19 protein-coding genes and 1 other annotated feature are annotated in these 21,283 nt (G+C 50.3%); of the genes, 4 read left to right on the forward strand and 15 right to left on the reverse strand.

All coding sequences use genetic code 11. From position 1 onward, the window contains the following. Nucleotides 1-2: 2 nt before the first annotated feature. From K6T23_RS16290 to thpR, 3 genes are read right to left on the reverse strand one after another with little or no spacing between them, the layout of a single operon-like run. The gene (locus K6T23_RS16290; RefSeq protein ID WP_238281777.1) at nt 3-938 is read right to left on the reverse strand and encodes a diacylglycerol/lipid kinase family protein; all 936 of its coding nucleotides are present in this window, start codon (nt 936-938) and stop codon (nt 3-5) included. Beyond that, complete coding sequence (locus K6T23_RS16295) at nt 935-1,888, reverse strand: NERD domain-containing protein (RefSeq protein ID WP_056534821.1); 954 nt, start codon at nt 1,886-1,888, stop codon at nt 935-937. The genes K6T23_RS16290 and K6T23_RS16295 overlap by 4 nt, the downstream gene beginning before the upstream one ends. Next, the gene (gene thpR, locus K6T23_RS16300; RefSeq protein ID WP_056534819.1) at nt 1,872-2,456 is read right to left on the reverse strand and encodes an RNA 2',3'-cyclic phosphodiesterase; all 585 of its coding nucleotides are present in this window, start codon (nt 2,454-2,456) and stop codon (nt 1,872-1,874) included. The genes K6T23_RS16295 and thpR overlap by 17 nt, the downstream gene beginning before the upstream one ends. Before the next feature lie 173 nt (nt 2,457-2,629). On the opposite strand from thpR, the gene cysK reads away from it, so the two are divergent. Continuing rightward, nucleotides 2,630-3,559: a cysteine synthase A gene (cysK, locus tag K6T23_RS16305; protein ID WP_056534817.1), complete on the forward strand. Its 930-nt coding sequence runs from the start codon at nt 2,630-2,632 to the stop codon at nt 3,557-3,559. A gap of 108 nt (nt 3,560-3,667) precedes the next feature. Here the strand turns inward: cysK and K6T23_RS16310 are convergent, their stop codons facing one another. The 3 genes from K6T23_RS16310 to pepV are packed head-to-tail and all read right to left on the reverse strand — an operon-like array spanning nt 3,668 to nt 6,275. Then, nucleotides 3,668-3,946: a hypothetical protein gene (locus tag K6T23_RS16310; protein WP_056534815.1), complete on the reverse strand. Its 279-nt coding sequence runs from the start codon at nt 3,944-3,946 to the stop codon at nt 3,668-3,670. A gap of 13 nt (nt 3,947-3,959) precedes the next feature. Then, nucleotides 3,960-4,817 (reverse strand): D-amino-acid transaminase, encoded by an 858-nt coding sequence (gene dat, locus K6T23_RS16315; RefSeq protein WP_238281779.1) that lies wholly within the window; start codon nt 4,815-4,817, stop codon nt 3,960-3,962. 45 nt (nt 4,818-4,862) lie between these two features. Continuing rightward, nucleotides 4,863-6,275 carry a dipeptidase PepV gene (gene pepV / locus K6T23_RS16320; protein ID WP_238281781.1) on the reverse strand — a complete coding sequence of 471 codons (1,413 nt, stop codon included), beginning with the start codon at nt 6,273-6,275 and terminating at the stop codon, nt 4,863-4,865. A gap of 353 nt (nt 6,276-6,628) precedes the next feature. On the opposite strand from pepV, the gene K6T23_RS16325 reads away from it, so the two are divergent. Then, nucleotides 6,629-6,850: a DeoR family transcriptional regulator gene (locus K6T23_RS16325; RefSeq protein ID WP_056534809.1), complete on the forward strand. Its 222-nt coding sequence runs from the start codon at nt 6,629-6,631 to the stop codon at nt 6,848-6,850. 781 nt (nt 6,851-7,631) lie between these two features. Here the strand turns inward: K6T23_RS16325 and K6T23_RS16330 are convergent. Both K6T23_RS16330 and K6T23_RS16335 read right to left on the reverse strand, forming a co-directional pair. Then, nucleotides 7,632-8,348, reverse strand: coding sequence for a pseudouridine synthase (locus tag K6T23_RS16330; RefSeq protein ID WP_238281783.1), 717 nt, complete (start codon nt 8,346-8,348; stop codon nt 7,632-7,634). A 56-nt stretch (nt 8,349-8,404) separates the two neighbouring features. Next, nucleotides 8,405-10,024 carry a putative polysaccharide biosynthesis protein gene (locus tag K6T23_RS16335; protein ID WP_056534803.1) on the reverse strand — a complete coding sequence of 540 codons (1,620 nt, stop codon included), beginning with the start codon at nt 10,022-10,024 and terminating at the stop codon, nt 8,405-8,407. 226 nt (nt 10,025-10,250) lie between these two features. Between K6T23_RS16335 and K6T23_RS16340 the strand changes: the two genes are divergently transcribed. Next, complete coding sequence (locus K6T23_RS16340; RefSeq protein WP_238281785.1) at nt 10,251-11,519, forward strand: BaiN/RdsA family NAD(P)/FAD-dependent oxidoreductase; 1,269 nt, start codon at nt 10,251-10,253, stop codon at nt 11,517-11,519. A 324-nt stretch (nt 11,520-11,843) separates the two neighbouring features. Here K6T23_RS16340 and K6T23_RS16345 read toward each other — a convergent pair whose 3' ends face one another. From K6T23_RS16345 to K6T23_RS16370, 6 genes are all read right to left on the reverse strand, one after another. Then, nucleotides 11,844-12,026 (reverse strand): sporulation protein Cse60, encoded by a 183-nt coding sequence (locus K6T23_RS16345; protein WP_048007400.1) that lies wholly within the window; start codon nt 12,024-12,026, stop codon nt 11,844-11,846. Between the two features lie 103 nt (nt 12,027-12,129). Further along, the gene (locus K6T23_RS16350; RefSeq protein ID WP_056534800.1) at nt 12,130-12,444 is read right to left on the reverse strand and encodes a rhodanese-like domain-containing protein; all 315 of its coding nucleotides are present in this window, start codon (nt 12,442-12,444) and stop codon (nt 12,130-12,132) included. A 59-nt stretch (nt 12,445-12,503) separates the two neighbouring features. Continuing rightward, nucleotides 12,504-14,918, reverse strand: coding sequence for a leucine--tRNA ligase (gene leuS / locus K6T23_RS16355; protein ID WP_238281787.1), 2,415 nt, complete (start codon nt 14,916-14,918; stop codon nt 12,504-12,506). A gap of 92 nt (nt 14,919-15,010) precedes the next feature. Beyond that, nucleotides 15,011-15,228, reverse strand: a binding site (T-box leader). Between the two features lie 132 nt (nt 15,229-15,360). Further along, complete coding sequence (locus K6T23_RS16360) at nt 15,361-16,137, reverse strand: 3-hydroxybutyrate dehydrogenase (protein WP_238281790.1); 777 nt, start codon at nt 16,135-16,137, stop codon at nt 15,361-15,363. A gap of 15 nt (nt 16,138-16,152) precedes the next feature. Further along, entirely contained in the window at nt 16,153-17,475 is a 1,323-nt protein-coding gene (locus K6T23_RS16365) for a GntP family permease (protein WP_056534795.1), read from the reverse strand. 361 nt (nt 17,476-17,836) lie between these two features. Continuing rightward, entirely contained in the window at nt 17,837-19,195 is a 1,359-nt protein-coding gene (locus tag K6T23_RS16370; protein ID WP_056534793.1) for a sigma-54 interaction domain-containing protein, read from the reverse strand. A 152-nt stretch (nt 19,196-19,347) separates the two neighbouring features. Here K6T23_RS16370 and K6T23_RS16375 point away from each other — a divergent pair, with 152 nt between their 5' ends. Beyond that, nucleotides 19,348-19,869: a cupin domain-containing protein gene (locus tag K6T23_RS16375; protein ID WP_238281792.1), complete on the forward strand. Its 522-nt coding sequence runs from the start codon at nt 19,348-19,350 to the stop codon at nt 19,867-19,869. A 214-nt stretch (nt 19,870-20,083) separates the two neighbouring features. Here K6T23_RS16375 and K6T23_RS16380 read toward each other — a convergent pair whose 3' ends face one another. Next, nucleotides 20,084-21,271 (reverse strand): MDR family MFS transporter, encoded by a 1,188-nt coding sequence (locus tag K6T23_RS16380; RefSeq protein WP_238281794.1) that lies wholly within the window; start codon nt 21,269-21,271, stop codon nt 20,084-20,086. Nucleotides 21,272-21,283 lie beyond the last annotated feature (12 nt).

Below are 21,283 nucleotides of genomic sequence, written 5' to 3' on the forward strand. Positions count from 1 at the left end.
GCTCACCCTCTTCCATTCATCATTTTCCAACTGGACGGGAGCACCCTGATGCCCATGCGTCCATTCACAGCAAGTGTCCCACACGATTCTCCATCAGCATGGATTTCGGGATCCCCATCCGCCTGCACGACCATTTCCCGCGTGCGGAATGTATGAACTTCTTTAAACACCGTATGTTTTCCCACAAATACAGAAAGAAAGACCGCAATGAGCTTAAGGCGGCCGAGTCCGGCCACGACGGTCACATCCAACATGCCGTCATCCGGATGGGCATCGGGGGCGATCTTCATGCCGCCTCCAAAATACGGATGGTTGGATACTGTCATGAACCAAACCTTGTCGTACATACTATCTTCTCCATCTCTCCGGACCTGCAGGGAGAAGGGCTGGAACGTAAGGGCTTCCCTCACCAGAATGATGGGATAGATGAGCTTCCCGAGGGAAACCCGGTTAAGCCGTTTCTTCCATGGGGAATGATTGGCACGGCCCGCTACCCGGGCATCGAATCCTATTCCTATATTATTCACAAAGTGCCCATTCGGCTCCGCAGGGAGTTGAAATACACCTGCATCCATCAAGGAGGCGTGACGCGATCCAGATTTTATCCGGCTTTCTGCCTCACGTGGCTTCCGCGGCCAATTGTATCCCCTTGCAAAATCATTCCCGCTTCCTGAAGGAATATACCCGATGATCACCTGAGGGAAACCAATCGACGCGCTGATGATGGATTTCATCGTTCCGTCACCTCCCACCCCTACAAGTAGCAAGGTCTCGTCGGGATACCTCTCCACTAGATCCCGGACCACCTGATTCACTTCAGACGGATGCCGGGTGACGAAGGACTCATGGATGATCCCTTGCTCCATGCGGAATCGTTCCCAGGCTTCTGTACTCCCTCGATTTTTGGCTGCGGGATTGACAAGGTAGAAGGTCTTCACGGCTCTTCCCCGACGAATCGGTCTTCATCCATGCCGATCCGTTTGAAGGACGTGGTATGTCCATAGTCGAGAATGGCCTGGGCAGCCTTGAGCTGGACGCCCTTGATGGGGGACGATATGGATCGCAGGGATTCGAACCATCCTTCATGCTTCCGTTTGTCCAAAAGATGGACATGGTGGGGAGCCTGGGGATAATCGATGTACCCGTTTCTGCAGATGACTCCTTTATGTATAGGGAGGTCCACACCGGCAAAGCGCAGGATCTGATCAATGATCGTTTCCATTCGTTGCAGGGTGATCAGGGGATTCAGCACTCTCTCTTCTTCCCGTCCCCACTTCTTCAGCCAGAAATGATCCTTCCCTCCGATATACGCGGTGCCCTCCTCGAACTCCAGGAAGGTCAGGCACCAAACAGCCGTCGGGGTGACGAGGATCGTTTCAAATTCAACAGGGGCTTTTTTGATCTTGAGAATCGGATGATAGAGCACCAAGATATTATCCGGGAACCGCTGAAGAAGATACTTCAACCGTTCATCATAATAATAGCTATTGTCCACATACGAACGTTGTGAAATGGTCGAACTCGCCCATTTCAGCTGAAAATCCATGATATTCTCGAGAAACACTTGCTTCAACTCATCCTCGGTTGAAGCCTCCACCCTTTCAGCATCGATGGCGAATTCCTCCTCATCATCACTTTCTGCATACATGGTCAAGTCCTCGATCTCTTCTTGATCGCCCCTTCTCTTAAAAAAGGAAAACAATCGATCTTTTACGGTTTCTTTCTCCTCCATCGCACTATGCGCTTCCTCATGGGTGTCGCCATTTTCCCAGTGATCCTTCATTTTTTCCCACTGCTGTTTTTTCAGCCGGACAAATTGGGTAGGATAGCGGTAAAGATCCATTTCATATCTGGAAATGTAGTCCTGCAGTTTAATGAGCTGTGCCATGAGGTTCTCCTCTTTCTTCCGATGTCAGCCCTTTCAATGGGAACGTCGCCACCGGCTCGTATTTTGGGATGTGTTCCAGTCGTGTCCGGTACAGGACAACGTGTTCTACGGGGAATTCGATATGAAGTGGTTCGATTTCTGGAGAACGCTCATGGAACGCATACTCTCCCCCCCATTTGCGCGCCACGGTGATGTGGGGAGCAAACGGGCGTGGGTCCAACTCGAATCCTGCGTCCAGGCAGGCATCATAAACCGCCGCCCTCAGTCGATTGAGCTCATAAGAGGGTTCAACCCCCATCCAGAAGATTCGCGGTGCTTCCTCTCGCCCGAAGAAGTTAAAGCCACTGAAGGTCAATGTGAAGGGGTCATGCTCCCTTGAAACTTCCCGCACCTTGGACTTGGCGAGGTCCAGGGCGTCGGCTCCGGAACCCCCTAGGAACGCCAGTGTCAAATGAAAGTCCTGATGGTGGACCGGCTTTCTGAATGGAAACGCGTCTGCTTGATCCGCCAAACGGAGCTTTTCTTCTTCCGGGATGGGGAGGGCAAAGAAATAATGGGGCTGTCGCATATCATCCGTCCTTTCTTGATGTATATCCATCATAGCAAAATGTGAGAACCTAGAGAACCAGTACAGAGGGAAATACATGGGAAATGACCCGCAAAGCTGATTTATTTGATAGAATTTATAGGATTGAGTAGGATAGAAAGTAACGATAAGACAAGACAGAAAGGATGTTCATCATGAAAGTTGTGCAAAACATCGCTGATTTGATCGGGGATACCCCCCTTGTGAAACTAAATCGATTGGCTCCGGCAGAAGGAGCGGACGTGTACGTGAAACTGGAATTCTATAATCCAAGTAAGAGTGTAAAGGACCGGGCCGCTTACCATATGATCACAGAGGCGGAAAAAGCCGGCCTATTGAAAGAAGGGGCCACCATCATTGAGCCGACGAGCGGTAACACGGGCATCGGCCTCGCCATGAATGCAGCCGCAAGAGGGTACCGGGCAATCCTCGTGATGCCTGACACGATGACGCAGGAACGGATCAACCTTCTCAAGGCGTACGGAGCCGAAGTGGTTCTCACCCCGGGTGATGAGAAGATGCCTGGCGCAATCGCGAAAGCAAAGGAACTGACGGAGTCCATCGAGAACGGCTTCATGCCCATGCAGTTCGAGAATCACGCCAATCCTGACGCGCACAGGCAATCGACCGCCATCGAGATCGCAGAAGCCATGGAACAAATCGGCAAGCCCTTGGCCGCATTTGTAGCCACTGCAGGTACTGGAGGTACAATCACCGGAACAGGAGAAGGCTTGAGGACGTATTATCCCGACCTCGACATCCACGTCGTGGAACCGGCCGGATCCCCCGTCCTCTCTGGAGGGAAGCCGGGTAAGCATAAACTCGTCGGCACAAGCCCGGGCTTCGTTCCGGAAATCCTGAATACGGAGATCTATAATGAAATCCATAGGATCGAGGATGAACAAGCTTATGATATTGCCAGGAGGATGGCCAGCGAAGAAGGGATCCTTGTCGGCCCATCCTCAGGCGCTGCCTGCTACGCTGCCATCGAAGTGGCGAAGAAGCTATCCCCGGATCAGGTTGTGGTATGCATAGCATGCGATACGGGAGAACGTTACCTTTCAAGCGATCTCTTCCGTTTTTGATTCTCTGAGACCGTTTAATCCCAATGGCCGGTCTGAGCAGTCAGCCTCAGCTTTTAGATAAAGGAAAGGACCCTTCGTTTGAAAACGGAGGGTCCTTTTTGCCTGCGCTCATTTCAATGAACGGTAGTGAAGGATGAAGCGGTCTGGTGAAGATTTGATAACGAAGGTCCGCACACCGATGATGGTGTGGAGATACAAGAAACAGTAGCCTGCCGATAGCGACCTGCTGGTCACGTCGAACACATCGCCTATGACGAAAACATTGGAAGGGGTCTCGATTCTATCCTTGTACAAATGGATGTATCCGACCGTCTCGATCGTTTTCTGCGTCTCTTCCTCTATGCGGCGCTCTGTCTGCATGAAAGGCTGTGAATAAATGGCTTTCAAAGGATTCTCCCGATCAATGGGCCACCGGAGCCTCTTGCTCGATCCGCTTCCTGAAAGCCCCCTGGAGTTTTCTCGTGACAGCCCCGGGAAGCCCCTCCCCTACAAGGCGTTCACCGATCTTCACAACAGGCATCACCTCGGACGTGGTGCTTGCGATGAAGACTTCATCTGCAGACAACAGCTCATCAAGGGTAAAAGCGTCCTCTTGGAACGGGATCCCTTCTGAACCTGCGACGTCCCGGATCACCCTTCTCGTGATCCCGTTCAGGATCAGGTTTGTGGCAGGATGGGTTCTCACGACTCCGTCTTTCACCATGAATGCATTAGAAGAAGATCCTTCCGTCACAAGATCTCCCCTGTGAAGGATTGCCTCGAAATGCCCCTCAGATGCAGCTTCCTCCTTGGCAAGAAGATTGCCGAGGAGATTCAGGCTCTTGATGTCACATCGCAGCCAGCGAACATCTTCGATAAGCTTCACCGTGACACCCTGATCCATCTGAGACTGTGGTACGGGCACTTCTTTCGTGTAGGCGACAACACTGCCTTTCACATCAGATGCCGGGAAGTGATGCTGACGGGAGGCGACCCCGCGAGTAGCCTGAAGGTAAACAATTCCGTCATGGATCGAATTGGCTTCGATCAAACGGTTGATCAATCCGGTGAGCTCATCCATCTCGTGAGGGATATGGAGCTTGATCTTCTCAGCACTCTGATAGAAACGTTCCATATGCTCTTTCATGGTGAACGTCTTTCCACCATAGACCCGGACGACTTCATAGATTCCATCGCCAAACTGGTATCCTCGGTCTTCGATATCGACTTTCGCTTCTTTCCGATCCATCAATACACCATTCACAAATACTGTTTCCATCCTGCACTCCCCTTTATATATAGTCTGTCGCTAGATTACTCCCCGTCAGGAGGATTGTTCACACGTCAATTCGTAGATGGCCTGGGCATAGATGGCCGTCGCTTTCAGCAAATCTTCGATATACATATATTCATCTTTTTGGTGAGCAATGTCTTCACGTCCCGGGAACAGGGCACCGAATGCCACGCCGGTTTCAAGGCTCCTTGCATAGGTACCTCCACCGATGCTGAGGAGTTCCGCTTTCTCACCCGTCTGATCTTCATAAACCTTTTGCAGGGTACGGACGAAGTCATCATCTGCCGATACATGGTGAGGTTCACTGTCATCAAAGTTTTCGATGGTGTACCCTTCGATTGCGTCGAGGATCTTGCGTCCTTTTACCATATCGAATGTAACAGGATAACGCATGTTCAACCCGATTCGGCCCCCATCTTCCTCGGAGAAGCGGAGTTTCCCGACATTGATGGTCAAATCACCGGTGATATCATCCGTAAAGCTCACCCCAAGCTGGACACCACGTGAATCCTTGAAGAAATGCTCGGCCGTGAACCCGAAGTATTCAGCCTCATAAGGAGCGAGGGGCAGCTTGCTGAGGAATGCCGCCAGGTAAAGGCCTGCGTTCTTCCCATTATCAGGCTCCATCCCGTGGGACGATACACCTTCCATCGTGATGACAAGCTCCCCATTTTCCATGAAGCAGTCACCCTTGATGCCTTCTTCCTTCGTGAAGGTGTCAAAGTATTGCACCCATTTCGTATGATCTTCCTCCATGCGAAGGACAGCTTTCGCATGATCCGGCACCATATTGTAGCGACGGCCGGATTCAAAGTGCTTTACGCGGATTCCTTCAGCTTCTGCATCCCGTGTACCTTCCTGGACGAGATCATAGTCCGCGATCCCTTTTTCAGCATAGATGATCGGGAAGTCGGCATCCGGCGCAAAGCCCATTGTCGGCATTTCTTCATTCTCGAAGTAGTGATCGACGCATCTCCAATCACTCTCTTCATCCGTCCCGATGATCATGCGGATCCTCTTGTTGAACGGGACGCCGAGTTCCTTCACGATCTTCATGGCATAATACGCCGCCATGGTCGGACCCTTATCATCAATGGCACCACGCGCAAAGATTTTCCCGTCTTTGATTTCGCCGCCGAACGGATCGACACTCCATCCATCCCCTTCAGGGACCACATCGACGTGGCAGAGGATCCCAAGAAGGTCTTCTCCCTCACCGAACTCAAGATGCCCGGCAAGATTGCCGATATTCTTCGGTGTGAAACCATCCTTTTCCCCAAGAGAAAGCATATAGTCCAATGCTTCCTTCACTCCTTTACCAAGGGGAGCTTCCTCCGTAGCATCTTCTTCATCCATGACGCTTTTGATTTGCAAGAATTTCTGAAGATCCTTCAGTAATTCGTCCTTTCGGTTTTCCACTTCATTCATCCAGTTAATCGTCATTCTAACACCTGCTCTATATGTAATAGTTTTCTCCCTCCCATTTTATACTGTTTGCCTTGTAAAACCAAACAGGAACAACAAGAAAATTCACTTCATCCTACATGTTTTTTCAAATACAAACATATTCTAGAACCAATCCCATCCATTTAAATGGATGAAATCGAACAATTCCCTAGATATTTTTCTGGAATAGCGTTACAATGTAGTTGTCTGACATTTCAAATTTATAAAATGACCCGGAACCGCGGTCAACAAAAGGGGTTGTCTAAAGCGCTTAGTACTTAGGTAGCACGTGTGGTGCACAGTAGACACTGTAGTCTTTGCCTTTGGAATAATGATGAGGGAGTGGTTTCTTGAAACCTTCAACCAATCGTATGCTGAATAGAATCAAGGCTGTATACATGTACATCAATAAGAAAGGTACAGTAACAACTCAAGATCTTGTAGACGAATTTGGCATTACTCCACGCACCATACAAAGAGATCTCAACGTATTGGCCTACAACGACCTGGTCGAAAGCCCAACAAGAGGGCACTGGACCACAACCACAAAAAAAGTAAAAATGACAAGTTGATTATAGAAAAGCGGAGGCGGGTCGGTCTGGCCCGACAAGCATAAGACGAAACCCCCGGAAAGGCGCTCCTTGCCTTTTTGGGGGTTTTGGCTTATGACCTCGAGGGGCAACCCGCCGGAGCTGGACATATAGAAAAGCACAGGGGCTTCGCCCTGAGGCGACAAGCATAAGACAGAACCCCGGGAAGGCGCCCTTTGCCTTTTCGGGCTTTTGGCTTACATCCAGATATACAATCCGATTCTTTATTTGCGACTTTTTGTTGATACGGGCGATAATGGTGGATTGTTTGTAAACCTCCCCATTATTAAAGCAATATGTAAGGCAGAATAGTATCTAATTTCCCGATCGACATATAACGACTTTCTTCGCACTCGCTTTATGAGGATTTTCTCTTCCTTCCCACCAAACTCAGAGCCTGAGAACAACCTTATTTGCGAATTCAAAAGATTTAATTTCGACTTTTCTGAATTTATTTGTGACATTTCAAATTTTATTTACGAATGACTTTTGCCGGGCAAATTCTATTTGCGATTAACCACCCTTATGTACGAAACCGCTCTTTAATCTACCATTCAGCTGCACTAACGTACGATACTCACAACTCCCCTGTCCTCTCCACGCTTCGTGTTCGTGCACAGCCAGTACACACATTCCTTCGCCACTAACTCGCCTGCCGACTTGTTTCTCACTTCACTTTTATCAACTTCTGCGTTCTCATGTATACCAGCATGCATCCACCCCCACGAACAAAAAAAGCGACCCCATCAGGAGCCGCCTTCGTTCATTCCGGTTTATATTCCTTCAGCATCGTCACTTCTTCTTCCGTCAGCTCCCGGTACTCACCGAGCTCGAGGTCCCCGAGTCCAAGTGGTCCCATGGAGATGCGCTTCAAGTAGGTCACTTTCTTCCCGACAGCTTCGAACATCCTTTTCACCTGATGAAATTTGCCTTCTGTGATCACTAGTTCGATTTCGGATTGAGGTGCAGATTCTAGGATTGTCAGTTTGCCGGGCTTGGTTTCATACCCATCATCGAGGGTCACGCCGGCGGCAAATGCCTTCACGTCGGATTCCGTGACCTTGCCCTCAATGCGGGCATAGTAGGTTTTCGGAACGTGCCGTTTCGGTGATAGAAGCTGGTGGGACAGCTGTCCATCGTTTGTAAGAAGCAGCAAGCCCTCTGTGTCTTTATCGAGCCTGCCTACTGGAAATGGTTCAAAGATCTGGTCTTCCATCTGAAGGAGGTCGATGACCGTTTCATCGTTCTGATCCTCCGTAGCGGAAATGACGCCCGGTGGTTTGTGCATGAGGAGATAGATGAACTCCCTGTACTGCACTTCTTCCCCGTGCAGGACGACGGTGTCGGTTTCCGGATTCACATGGCTCTTCCCGTCCTTGACGACTTCCCCGTTCACTTGAAGTCCGCCTTCTTTCAGCAGCTTCTTGACTTCTTTCCTGCTTCCATAGCCCATATTGGCCAGCATTTTATCAATACGCATGATGCGTCACTCTCCTTCTAATTGAAAAGGGGATGAGTGATCATCCCCTTTGTGGTTTATCCGATTCGTAATTTGCTTCGTAAGCGGGTAATGCGATCTCCGAATAGCTTGTCCGCTAACCTGCTTCTCATGCTGATGTAGAAGTACACGAGTCCGCCGACGCCGCCGCAAATGGCGACGATGAAGATCGACTGGAATCCTGAAGCCGGGTTCAGGAATTTCACAAGTAGCCAGTAGATGGCCAGTACGACGACTGCCATGACGATATTGATCGCAGCGATGAATGCCGTCCTCCTGATGATGAGCCTGAACTGATACCGGGCGTATTTCTTGATCACATAGAGATTGATCAGGATCGCCACGATATAGCCGATGGAGGTGGCAAGGACCGCCCCTTCCGTTTCAAACAGTTTGATGAGGGGGATATTGAGGCTTAGCTTCAATAATAACCCCACAAGCAAGCTGAAGATCGTGAACTTCTGCTCATCGATCCCCTGCAGGATTGCCGCCGTGACGGCAAACAGGGAGAATAGGATGGCAACCGGTGCGTATGCCCGCAGTACGGATGTACCGAGTGCATCGCTATGATAGAACATCGTATACGTCGGTTCGGCAAGAAGCGCAATGCCGAGGGCTGCCGGCACGGTCAGGAACAAAAGGATCTGGAAGGTCTGATCGATATTCCGTCTCATCGTCTTCCGGTCACCGCTCGTATAGGACGTGGTGATCAATGGAATCAACGTCATGGAAAACGCCGTCGCGAGCGACACCGGTATGATGACCAATTTATGCGTGTAGAAATTCAAAACGGCGAATGCATGGTCAGAAACCCGGGCATTTCCGATATCTGCCATGGCCGTATTGAACGTGATCTGATCCACAAGCTGGAAGAGTGGGTTCGCCAGTCCAACGAAGATGAACGGGACGGAATACGCAATGATCTCCTTGTACATGGAGCGCAGGGAAACCTGCACCTGGCCTTTGTCTTCGAGCATGAGCTCGTCCAGCTGCGGCTTCCGTTTGAACCAGTACCAGATGAGGACGACCAGGCTTGCGATCCCTCCGATGAAGGCCGCGAATGTGGCGACACTGATGGCCGTCGTCACGGTGCCGTTCATGACATTCAAGACCACATAGATCCCTCCGAGGAGGAAGATGATCCGGACGATCTGTTCGACGACCTGGGAGAGCGCCGTCGGTCCCATGGATTGATACCCCTGAAAGAACCCCCGGATCAAACTCATGAACGGGATGATGATCAGGGCGAAGCTCACAGCCCTGATGACCGTCGTCACCTGAGCGACCGTGATGACCTGGTCATCGCTCTTGATGGTCATCTCGGCAAAGATCGGAGCGAAAGCATACATGATGAGGAAGGAAACGATCCCCGTGATGGTCATGAGGAAAAGGCCCGACTTGAACAACCGCCTACCTACCGCATACTCTTCTATGGCATTATATTTTGATACGAACTTCGACACGGCAAGCGGCACTCCGGCCGTCGCCACCGTCAAGAATATAGTGTAAGGAACATAGCCGTACTGATAAAGGGAGGCCCCTTCTTCATGTCCCCTCAATAAACGGTCGAACGGTATAACATAAAAAAGACCCAAAAACTTGGAAATAAAGGTCCCGAGCGTCAAAATAAACGTTCCGCGAATTAGTTTTGATGACATAGTATCCCTCTCAATTTACCTTGTTGCACTTATTCTCAAAAAAGAGACTTGGAATAAACACTCTGAAATTTACACACTATGAGTAGTTTACTACTGTATGAAACGAATGACAATTTTTTTCGGATGGTTGTTTTTCAAAACAAGCCCATTTAAAATAAAGAGAACCTTAATGGGTCTTTTTCCATTCAAACAAACAATCTTATCAGAATAGAAGTTGGTGTAATCAATGAAAAAAACATATGATGTCATCGTCATCGGAGGGGGTCCCTCCGGTCTCATGGCAAGCATTGCCGCTGCCGAGAAGGGTTCCCGTGTCCTCCTGATCGATAAGGGGACGAAGCTCGGCCGTAAGCTCGCCATTTCAGGCGGCGGACGATGCAACGTAACGAACCGCTTACCTGTGGACGAAATCATCAAGCATATCCCGGGGAACGGCCGATTCCTCTACAGTGCGTTCTCCGAATTCAGCAATGAAGATATCATTTCCTTTTTCGAGAATCTCGGGATCGCCCTCAAGGAGGAGGATCACGGCCGGATGTTTCCTGTGTCCAACCGGGCGATGGATGTCGTCGAAGCCCTCCTCGATCAGATGAAAAGGCTCGACGTCCAGATCCGTACAAGTACGACCGTGGATGAGATCCTGTATGAAGACGGCGCAACCGTCGGCGTAAGACTGAAGGATGGGGATGAACTCGGCGCTGCTGCCGTTGTCGTGGCCGTTGGCGGTAAATCCGTTCCCCATACCGGATCCACCGGGGACGGTTACCCGTGGGCAGAGAAAGCAGGGCATACCGTCACCGACCTCTTCCCGACGGAAGTCCCCCTCACATCCGATGAGACGTTCGTCAAGCGCAAGGAGCTCCAGGGACTCTCCCTCCGCTCCGTGGCGCTCAGCGTGATGAACCCCAAAGGGAAAAAGATCATCACCCACCGCATGGATATGATCTTCACCCATCTCGGCATCTCGGGTCCGGCCGTCCTCCGGTGCAGTCAGTATGTGGTCAAGGCCATGAAGAAATGGAACCTCACCCATGTCACGATGGAAGTGGATTCCTTCCCCGATGAGCACGATGAACAGCTGTTCCAGCGCCTCCACAAGCAGGTGAAGACCGATGGGAAAAAGTCGGCCAAAAACCTGTTCAAGGGCCTCGTGCCAGAGCGCTACCTTCATTTTCTATTGGAGAAGTCCGGGATCGACCTCGATGAGAAGGGTGATCACCTCGCAGTCGATCACCTCCGCCAATTCGCCCGGTTGCTGAAGCACTTCACATTCACCGTGAACGGGACCCTATCCATCGATAAGGCCTTCGTCACAGGCGGTGGGGTGTCCATCAAGGAGATCGAACCAAAGACGATGGCATCCAAAAAAATGAACGGACTCTTCTTCTGTGGAGAGGTGCTTGATATTCACGGCTATACCGGCGGATATAATATCACCTCCGCGCTCGTCACCGGTCGTCTAGCAGGGTCCAATGCAGCCCTTGCGCAGTCCTAAATGAGCTGCATAGCGGTGGGGACAAAACGAAAAAAGGTGACATGTAGTGACGAACACGATCAGTCTAGGTTCTGTATGCCGCTCATGATTTCCGTGCAAGACTTCACTTCCCGCGGGTAGCCCGTGAGCCTCCTTGGCAGTCCGTCTCACATCAGCTACTCTTTCCGCAGGAGTCTTCGTCTCGCATTCCAATCAACCGCTAGAAACAATGAAATATAGATGAGCATGAATGAATACAATAACCCGAATTTATTTGCCTTTCCGCAAGCAAGTAAATTCGGGTTTTACTATGATTGAAACACCTTTGTCCCAGCTTCTTCTGTTTTATTTCTTATAGATCACCATGGCAGAAAAGCAGTAGATCTGTTCTTCGTCATCTTCAGGCAGGGCGGCTACATGGTACTTGATATCCACGATCTTTTTCTCATCCAGCTCCTTCAAAAAACCGTTCATATCCTGCTCCAGATCCTTTTCATGCTCATAATCGAACACTTTCACCTGTATCACGTTCACCACTCCCGTTTTTGCTACCAGTATGGACATTTTTCTTATTATTCAAACAAATAAACCTAAAAAAGAGGACGCCCGTAATGGACGTCCTCTCATCAGCTTATTTTTTTGGTTCTGTACTCCCTGACCAGTCCAGCATGCCGCCTTCCATGTTGACGACCTTGTAACCCTGGTCTTGAAGGTAGTGAGCTACATTTCCGCTTCGGTTACCGGAACGGCAGATCAGGAAATATTCTTTGTCTGTATCGAAATGATCGAGTGAATCGGGGATATCGCCCATCTTGATGTGACGTGCGCCAGGAATCATGCCCTCGGCCACTTCTTCATCTTCTCGTACGTCGACGAGTTCGAGCGTTTCTCCGTTTTCGAGTTTCTTTTGAAGTTCATCTGTTGTAATGGTTTTGATTTCCTGCATCATCATCTTCCTTTCACGGTTCGTACCATGATTATAGCAAAGGTGCTGCCGGAAACAAACTAGTTCGCCACGATGTTGACGAGCTTACCTGGTACGGCGATGACTTTACGGACCGTTTTCCCTTCGATCTGGGCTTTGATTTCTTCATGGTCCTTCGCCAGCTGTTCAAGGTCTTCCTTGTTCATGTCTGTCGGGATCATCACTTTTGCACGGACCTTTCCGTTCACTTGAAGGACGATTTCCACTTCGTTGTCGATGAGTTTCGACTCATCGAATGTCGGCCACGCTTCATATGAAATGGTCCCTTCATGTCCGAGCTTGCTCCAAAGCTCTTCTGCCATATGAGGGGCGATCGGAGACAAGAGTTTAATGAAGCCTTCGACATATTCCTTTGGAAGTTCATCGGCTTTGTATGCATCGTTGATGAAGACCATGAGCTGGGAGATTCCCGTGTTGAAGCGGAGTCCTTCATAATCCTCGGTCACCTTTTTGACGGTTTGATGATAGGTTTTATCGAGTTTTTCATTCGGACGGTCCGTTACCTTTCCGCTGAGCTGCCCGTCTTCTTCCACAAGGAGGCGCCATACACGGTCAAGGAATCGTCTCGCTCCGTCAAGACCGTTTGTGCTCCATGCTACAGACGCTTCAAGCGGCCCCATGAACATTTCGTACAAACGGAGTGTGTCTGCCCCGTGTGACTCGACGATTTGATCCGGGTTGACGACGTTGCCTTTGGATTTACTCATTTTCTCATTGTTTTCACCAAGGATCATTCCCTGGTTAAACAGCTTCTGGAACGGCTCCTTCGTCGGTACCACACCGATATCGTAAAGGAATTTATGCCAGAATCGTGCGTATAGAAGGTGAAGGACGGCATGCTCGGCGCCTCCGATATACGTATCAACCGGAAGCCATTCCTTCATCTTCTCGGCATCTGCAAGGGCTTCTTTGTTGTGCGGATCGATGTAGCGGAGGAAGTACCAGCAGCTTCCCCCCCATTGTGGCATCGTGTTCGTTTCACGACGGCCCTTCTTACCTGTTTCGGGATCGGTGACGTTCACCCAGTCGCTGATGTTGGCAAGTGGGGATTCACCTGTGCCTGAAGGCTTGATTTCCGTCGTCTTCGGAAGGATCAACGGCAACTCGCTTTCAGGTACTCCTGTGGCCGTGCCATCTTCCCAGTGGATGATTGGAATCGGTTCACCCCAATAACGTTGACGGCTGAACAGCCAGTCACGGAGGCGATAGGTCACTTTTTTCGTACCGATACTCTTCTCTTCAAGCCACGCAATCGCCTTTGTGATGGCCTCTTCTTTCCCTAATCCATCGAGGAAGTCGGAGTTGACGTGATCCCCATCTCCTGTGTAGGCTTCCTTGTCGATATCTCCGCCTGAAACCACTTCGATGATGGGAAGATCGAATTCTTTTGCGAACTCATAATCCCGTTCATCATGTGCAGGTACCGCCATGATGGCTCCTGAACCGTAGCTCATGAGAACATAGTCGGCAATCCAGATCGGCATTTGTTTGCCATTCGCCGGATTGATGGCGTAGGCACCGGTGAATACACCCGTTTTTTCTTTGGCAAGATCCGTACGCTCAAGATCGCTCTTTGCTTTCACTTTGTCGAGATACGCTTCTACCTTCTCTTTTTGCTCCCCTGTTGTGATCTTTTCTACAAGGGGATGCTCCGGTGCAAGGACCGCGTAGGTTGCGCCGAAGATCGTATCGGGACGGGTGGTGAATACGTCGAATGATTCATCGTGGCCATCGATGTTGAAGACAACCTCCGCGCCTTCTGAACGTCCGATCCAGTTGCGCTGCATATCCTTGATGCTCTCCGGCCAGTCCACATCATTCAGGTCTTCGAGAAGACGATCGGCATAGGCTGTGATTTTAAGGATCCACTGTCTCATCGGACGGCGCTCGACCGGGTGGCCGCCACGTTCGCTCTTCCCGTCGATGACCTCTTCATTGGCAAGGACCGTACCGAGAGCAGGGCACCAGTTGACAGCTACTTCGTCCACGTATGCCAAACCTTTTTCATACAGCTTAAGGAAGATCCATTGCGTCCATTTATAGTAATCCGGATCCGTTGTATTCACTTCGCGGTCCCAGTCATAAGAGAACCCGAGGGATTTGATCTGTCTGCGGAAGTTGTTGATGTTCTGCTCCGTGAAGATGGCAGGATCATTCCCCGTATCCAGTGCATATTGTTCAGCCGGTAGGCCGAATGCGTCCCAGCCCATCGGGTGGAGGACATTGTAGCCCTGCATGCGCTTCATCCTTGAGAGGATGTCCGTCGCCGTGAAGCCCTCCGGATGTCCTACATGAAGCCCGGCTCCAGAAGGATATGGGAACATATCAAGGGCATAGAACTTTTTCTTCCCAGGGTCTTCCGTCGTTTTGAATGTCTTGTTTTCTTCCCAGTGTTTCTGCCATTTCGTCTCGACTTGCTTATGATTAAAACTCATCGTGAGACCTCCTTAGTGGTTTTACTTTCTTCGATAGCTGGAGATCGGGGCCATTGCCTTGAAATACAAAAAACTCCCGCCCCAAATAAGATATTTGGGACGAGAGTTTGGTTTATACTCCCGCGGTACCACCCACATTAGTGTACGCGCACTCAGCTTCATTCAACCATAACGCGGCAAACGGCAGATCCTACTCCATTCAGATCTGCGACTCAACAGGCGAGTTCATGAGGTCTTCCGATTGACTTTCACCAGCCGTCAACTCTCTGCTCCGGGACTCATCATTACTACTCCTGATCAACGTCTCATATAGTACTATCATATATATGGTCTATTTTAGTCAATTGTATACCTTCACGCAAGCCCTTTTTATTCTTGGGGTCCAAATAACAGGAAAAGCGGCGTTCACCTGTCACACCGGGGGAACGCCGCTTTCGATCTTCTATTGGACGGTGTAGCCCCCATCGAGTACGACCGATTGACCGGTCACGCCCTTCGCCGCATCACTGCAGAGGAATAGGGTGTAATCCGCAATTTCCTTCACATCGAGAAGGCGCTTCTGAGGAACAAGGGGGTAAATCACTTCTTCTACGACCTTATCGATCTCCACTCCCCTAGTGGAGGCAAGGTCTGCGAGCTGATTCCGGACGAGGGGGGTATCGACATACCCCGGGCATACGGAGTTGACCGTGATCCCCTGGTCTGCCGTTTCAAGTGCGGCAACCTTCGTCAACCCGATGACGCCGTGCTTCGCCGAATTATACGCAGCCTTGCCGGAAAAACCGATGAGGCCATTGATGGAAGCCATATTGATGATCCGTCCCCACCGCTGATCCCTCATATGGGGCAATACCGCCTTGATGGCCATGAAGGGTGCGGTGAGCATCACTTTGATGAGCAGTTCAAACTTTTCGGTGGGGAATTCGTCGATATGGGCGACGTGCTGAAGCCCTGCATTATTGATCAGCACATCGACCCGACCGTATGCCTCCACCGTCCTGTTTACTGCTCCGCGGATATCCTCTTCGGACGTCACGTCGCATTTAATGCCTTTGGCCTCGAAGCCCTCTTTACGGAGGGAGCTTGCAGCTTCTTCCACTTTCTTTTCATCAAGATCGGTCAGGACGACCTTCGCTCCCTTGACCGCGAACTCCCTGCCGATCTCATACCCGATGCCTTGCGCAGCTCCTGTGATGAATACGATTTTATTTTCTACCATGATGGAACTCCTTTCTTAAATACCTAATCCAAGTGAGAATAGGATGATGGCAATGACCACCCCTATCGCTGGCACGATGACCGTCAATGCCCCTACAGCCCCATAGGCCGCTTCATGGGTTTCATTACAGATCGAACGGATCGTCGTGACGACATAGCCATTATGCGGCAGGGAATCCAATGCCCCGGACGAAATCGATACGACCCTGTGCAGTGCTTCCGGATTCACACCCATATCCATGTAGTGAGGCGCGAGCAGTGGCAGCGCGATTGCCTGACCACCCGAGGATGATCCCGTCATACCGGCAATGACACTGACCGCTATCGCTCCCCCAATCAATGGAGACCCTGGGATGTTCGTCATAGCTGTAACAGCCGTTTCAAACGCAGGAACCGCTTTGGCCACACCGCCGAAACCGACGACTGCTGCCGTGTTTCCGATGGCGATCAGTGCACCGACCGTTCCTTCAGATACCGCTCCCCAGAAGCCTTTGAAATACTTCCTGTTCAGAAGATACGTCGTGATGACACCGCCAAGTAGGGCGATGATGAGCGCCGATTGCTTCAAAGAATCATGGAAAGCAAAGGATAATCCAAGGACGACGAGGAGCGGGATCAGACCCATGATCGGATTCGGAAGCGGACGCCCTTCATCGATGATTGGATCTTCTTTTCTCGCTTCAAAACGCTCCCCTTTGGCCAGTGCTTTCTTGATCATGCGTTTCAACCACCAGTAGCCGAACGAGGCCATGAAGACCGCGACGATGATGCTGACTTCCCATCCGGCATAAGGTGTGGTTCCAAGATATTCAATCGGGATCCAGTTCTGGATCTCCGGAGATCCGGCAGACGTCATCGTGAAGGTGACGGACCCGAGGGCCAGGGCAGCCGGGATGAAGCGCCTTGGAAGATCCGCCTGCTTGAATAGGCTCAGTGCCATAGGATAGACAGAAAAGGCGACGACGAACAGGCTGACTCCGCCATACGTCAAGATGGCACAGGATGCCACGACGGCAAGTACTGCATATTTCATTCCCATTTTCTCGACAACGAAGCGGGATACGCTGTCTGCTGCACCACTGTCCTCCATCACCTTACCAAATACGGAACCGAGCAGGAACATGAGATACCAAGCCGCTACAAATCCCGTGAACCCACCCATATAGTTCGTTACGAGATCCGCTTCCCCTTCTGCAGCCAGCTGCGGGAAAAGAGGCATGCCGCTGAGGATTGCCACAAACAGTGCTGCTACCGGACCGACAACCAGGATATTCATGCCTTTCATCGTTAAATAGATTAATAGTAAAAGTCCTCCAATAAGGCCGATCATACTTAACATTCTTGCTCCCCCTTTGTTTTTGTAATCGTTTACATCTTTTAGCACCCACCAATCGGGTTTTGTTCCCTTTCACATAATGTACTTGCAAGGTTCGTGCCAAGTTTTTAACTATTCGGAAAATTAATTGGAGTCTTCTCTATTACGCGGTTCATTTTCCCATTCTGTCACGTTTTAGACTTATTTTAAAAAACTCTAACATACGGATTCTTTTTGTCTATCGGTCTTTCCCTCTTCATCTGAAAAAAATCTGTCCGGTATTCCGGACAGATTCTCCCTCCTGCTTTTTCGGCACGCACAAACCTGCCACTTTCATCCTATTTCCGGAAATCCGGACAACAGTCCGATATTCCGGACACCACCTTCATTGGAGGTGATATTTGTTCAATTTTTCATACAGGCTTGATTTCCCCAACCCCAATACACGGGCAGCTTTCCGTTTATCAGGATGAGTTCGGATCGTTTCTTCCAATATGGCACGTTCTGTTTCTTCCATCATTTCCTTTAATGATTTCGACCCTGGTTTGTACACATTCCCCACCTTCAAATAAGAAGGAAGGGCATTGACTTTGATTTCGGTGCCAGAGGTGAGATAGGTAGCGGCATGGATCACATTTTCCAGTTCCCGCAGGTTCCCCGGCCAGCTGTGGGATTTGAATATTTCCAGTACATCCCCTTCGAATCCACTGATCCGCTTCCCAGAGGATTTGATTGATTTCTCAAGAAAGAAGGAGGCAAGTCTTGAAAGATCCCCCTTACGCTCTTTAAGGGAGGGGATATGAAAAGGGATCACATTGATCCGGTAATACAAGTCGCTGCGGAATCGCTTTTCTTCCATAAGCGTTTCAAGGGGTCGGTTCGTGGCGGCTATGATCCGGACGTCCACATGCTGGATCTTTGTGGAACCGACTGCCTCCACCTCCCCTTCCTGAAGGGCACGGAGCAATTTCGCCTGCATATTCAAAGGCATGTCCCCAATTTCATCGAGGAAGAGGGTCCCCTTGTGGGCAAGCTGGAATTTCCCCTTCTTCCCTCCCTTTTTCGCTCCTGTGAATGCCCCTTCTTCATATCCGAACAGTTCTGATTCCAGAAGATGCTCCGGTATGGCTGCACAGTTGACTTTGATGAAAGGCTGTGAGCTCCGTTCACTGAGCTGATGGATACTGTGGGCAAAGAGCTCTTTACCCGTCCCGCTCTCTCCCCTGATCAAAATGGAAATATCGCTTGGAGCAATCATTTGGACTTTTTCTTTCAGCTCGAGCATCACTTCTGAATCACCGATGATGTCGTTCAGGGTATAGCGCACCCCGCTATTGATATCGTGGATATAGCTCTGGATCTTTGACATCATGTTCTTCACATGGGAACTCATCTGCATCCACTCACTCGTATCCCTGAATATGACCGATCCGAAAGCCCCGATCACCTGACCATCCACCACGATGGGGATCCGGTTGGCGATCATATAGTTCCCCCTGATATATTGAAGGTCGGCCACCTCTTCTTTGCCGCTGGCCGCTACGATATGCATGCGTGTGTTTTCAATGATTTCCGTGACATGACTTCCTACGGCCCTTTCCCTTTCCACCTCGAGGAAACGGCAGTAGCTGTCGTTCATATAGATGATCGTCCCTCCCTCATCCACGACAACAAGCCACTCAAACGCATTCTCGAGAATGATTTCGATCATCTCAACCGATACCGACTTCAACAATGAACTCATCGACCTTCCTCCAAACCCGAAATTTTCAGATAACTATATCCTAGCATACCATTTACTGCGCCCACGGAAAATATTCCACACCACTTTTTGGAAAACGGTTTAAAGGCTTGATACGGAGGGAATCTCCTTAACAACGAATGGAGGAATGAAGGATGGAAATCGCCGAACTAAAGATCTTGTATTTTGAGGATGATGGGATCATCCCCAATAACCCGAATCTTCCGGTGTTATTATACAGAGATGCCTTATCAGGAGAAACGGACAGCCCCGAATCGGTGTTCGAACGGAATGAATGGTGCAACAGCTGGAGGAACGGAATATTTGATTACCACCATTTCCACAGCAATACCCATGAAGTGTTGGGGGTCATCGACGGGGAAGCCGAGGTCTTGGTGGGGGGCGAGTTCGGGGAAACAGTACGCTTCCAGAAAGGTGACGTCCTCATCCTGCCTGCAGGCACCGGACATAAACGGATTTCGGCGAGTGATGATTTCAAGGTTGCAGGCGCCTATCCTGACGGAAGGGACTACAACACAAAAAAAGGAGGGACGGATGACAGGACGAGCTCGCGCCTGGACATCATCTCGGTCCCCCTCCCATCGCACGACCCCGTTTTCGGGGGTTCCGGCCCACTGATCCGTCACTGGCGGATTCCACGCAATCCATCCCTATAAAAAAGAGGTTGCCTTTTTTCGGCGCCCATGTTATTCTTATCTAGCGATGAGCTGAATTGTGTAAGTCGGTAATCGCGTCCTTGTGACAACAGACGATGTGGCGTCTGGATTATCCGCCTCAATTTTTTGCAAGTGGGCTTCCGTAGGATACGGGAGCCCTTTTAATTTGTTTTGAAACCAAAAGCGTACGATGCATGCATCGTACGCTTTTTTTTTAATGGACTGAAATGGTTACCGGTTCTTTTCTCTTCAATGGACGATCATAGATGCTGGATAAGATCATGGCCGCGATATAAAAGGCGATCAGGATGACAAATAAGATCTGCATACTGAACATATCGACCATCAATCCGCCGATAAGGGGACCGATCATCCGGCCGCCTGTCGCCGTGCTGTTGACGATACCCTGATAAAACCCTTCCCGCCCTTTAGGCGCAAGGGAATTGGCGATGGTCGGAACGGCCGGCCAGATGAGCATCTCCCCGACGGTCAGGATGATCATTGCCGCCACGAACCACATGAATTGATCGGCAAAAGCCGCAACGGCGAATGAGAGCATGAAGATGACCGTCCCGATCATGATCTGGATCTTCAAATTATGCTCGAACCGCTTGATGACCCTGGACAACAAGGGTTGAGCAAGGACGATCAGCGCCCCGTTAATAGTCCACAGGAAGCTGTACTGCTTAAGGGAAATGTTGATTTCCTGGGTATAGCTTGCGATCGTGGACTGCCACTGCACATATCCGACCCAACATAAGAGATACGCTCCACAAATAAGCATCAATGCCGTCAGTTTCGAACGGTCACGAATCGGCCTTGATTCCTGAATGACCGACGTATGTCCTGAAACCTGGGCGGAGATCTTCTTATAGCCGAACAGGGCGATCAGGAAGAATACGATATACATCAAGAAATTCGCGAGGAAGATATAATTGAATGAGAACGATGCAACCAGGCCGCCGAGTGACGCCCCGACGGCGACCCCGATGTTCTGGGCCACGTAAACGGCATTGAACGCTTTCCTTCCCCCGGCCGGCCATACGGACCCTGCCATGGCATACATGGACGGGAACACGATCCCCGATCCGAAGCCTACGATGGTCAGGAACACGACATAATGAGGCCATCCGTGCCAGAGATTCATTCCTCCAAGTGCTGTAAGCGTGATGAGGATCCCCAAAAGGATGGACCTGTACCCGCCCATTTTATCAAAAAGAAACCCACCGATCAGATTCCCGGCAACGCTCGCCCCTGCATTGAGCATGAGAACGATGCCGGCCATGGATAATGTCTTCCCAAGGTGATCATGTAGGTAGATGGTATTCAAAGGCCATAAGAAGGAAGAACCGGTAACGTTCACCATCATTCCGATGATGAGGAGCCATAAAGATTTTGGCATTTTTTCCTCTTC

Origin of the sequence: Rossellomorea marisflavi, assembly GCF_022170785.1 — a bacterium.
GTDB classification, from domain to species: domain Bacteria; phylum Bacillota; class Bacilli; order Bacillales; family Bacillaceae_B; genus Rossellomorea; species Rossellomorea marisflavi_B.

Coding starts and splice junctions, on each gene's coding strand:
- K6T23_RS16295 (WP_056534821.1), bottom strand. CDS start 1,888: ATGGCACAGCTCATTAAACTGCAGGACTACATTTCCAGATATGAAATG.
- thpR (WP_056534819.1), bottom strand. CDS start 2,456: ATGCGACAGCCCCATTATTTCTTTGCCCTCCCCATCCCGGAAGAAGAA.
- cysK (WP_056534817.1), top strand. CDS start 2,630: ATGAAAGTTGTGCAAAACATCGCTGATTTGATCGGGGATACCCCCCTT.
- dat (WP_238281779.1), bottom strand. CDS start 4,817: ATGGAAACAGTATTTGTGAATGGTGTATTGATGGATCGGAAAGAAGCG.
- pepV (WP_238281781.1), bottom strand. CDS start 6,275: ATGACGATTAACTGGATGAATGAAGTGGAAAACCGAAAGGACGAATTA.
- K6T23_RS16330 (WP_238281783.1), bottom strand. CDS start 8,348: ATGCGTATTGATAAAATGCTGGCCAATATGGGCTATGGAAGCAGGAAA.
- K6T23_RS16335 (WP_056534803.1), bottom strand. CDS start 10,024: ATGTCATCAAAACTAATTCGCGGAACGTTTATTTTGACGCTCGGGACC.
- K6T23_RS16340 (WP_238281785.1), top strand. CDS start 10,251: ATGAAAAAAACATATGATGTCATCGTCATCGGAGGGGGTCCCTCCGGT.
- K6T23_RS16350 (WP_056534800.1), bottom strand. CDS start 12,444: ATGCAGGAAATCAAAACCATTACAACAGATGAACTTCAAAAGAAACTC.
- leuS (WP_238281787.1), bottom strand. CDS start 14,918: ATGAGTTTTAATCATAAGCAAGTCGAGACGAAATGGCAGAAACACTGG.
- K6T23_RS16360 (WP_238281790.1), bottom strand. CDS start 16,137: ATGGTAGAAAATAAAATCGTATTCATCACAGGAGCTGCGCAAGGCATC.
- K6T23_RS16365 (WP_056534795.1), bottom strand. CDS start 17,475: ATGTTAAGTATGATCGGCCTTATTGGAGGACTTTTACTATTAATCTAT.
- K6T23_RS16370 (WP_056534793.1), bottom strand. CDS start 19,195: ATGAGTTCATTGTTGAAGTCGGTATCGGTTGAGATGATCGAAATCATT.
- K6T23_RS16375 (WP_238281792.1), top strand. CDS start 19,348: ATGGAAATCGCCGAACTAAAGATCTTGTATTTTGAGGATGATGGGATC.
- K6T23_RS16380 (WP_238281794.1), bottom strand. CDS start 21,271: ATGCCAAAATCTTTATGGCTCCTCATCATCGGAATGATGGTGAACGTT.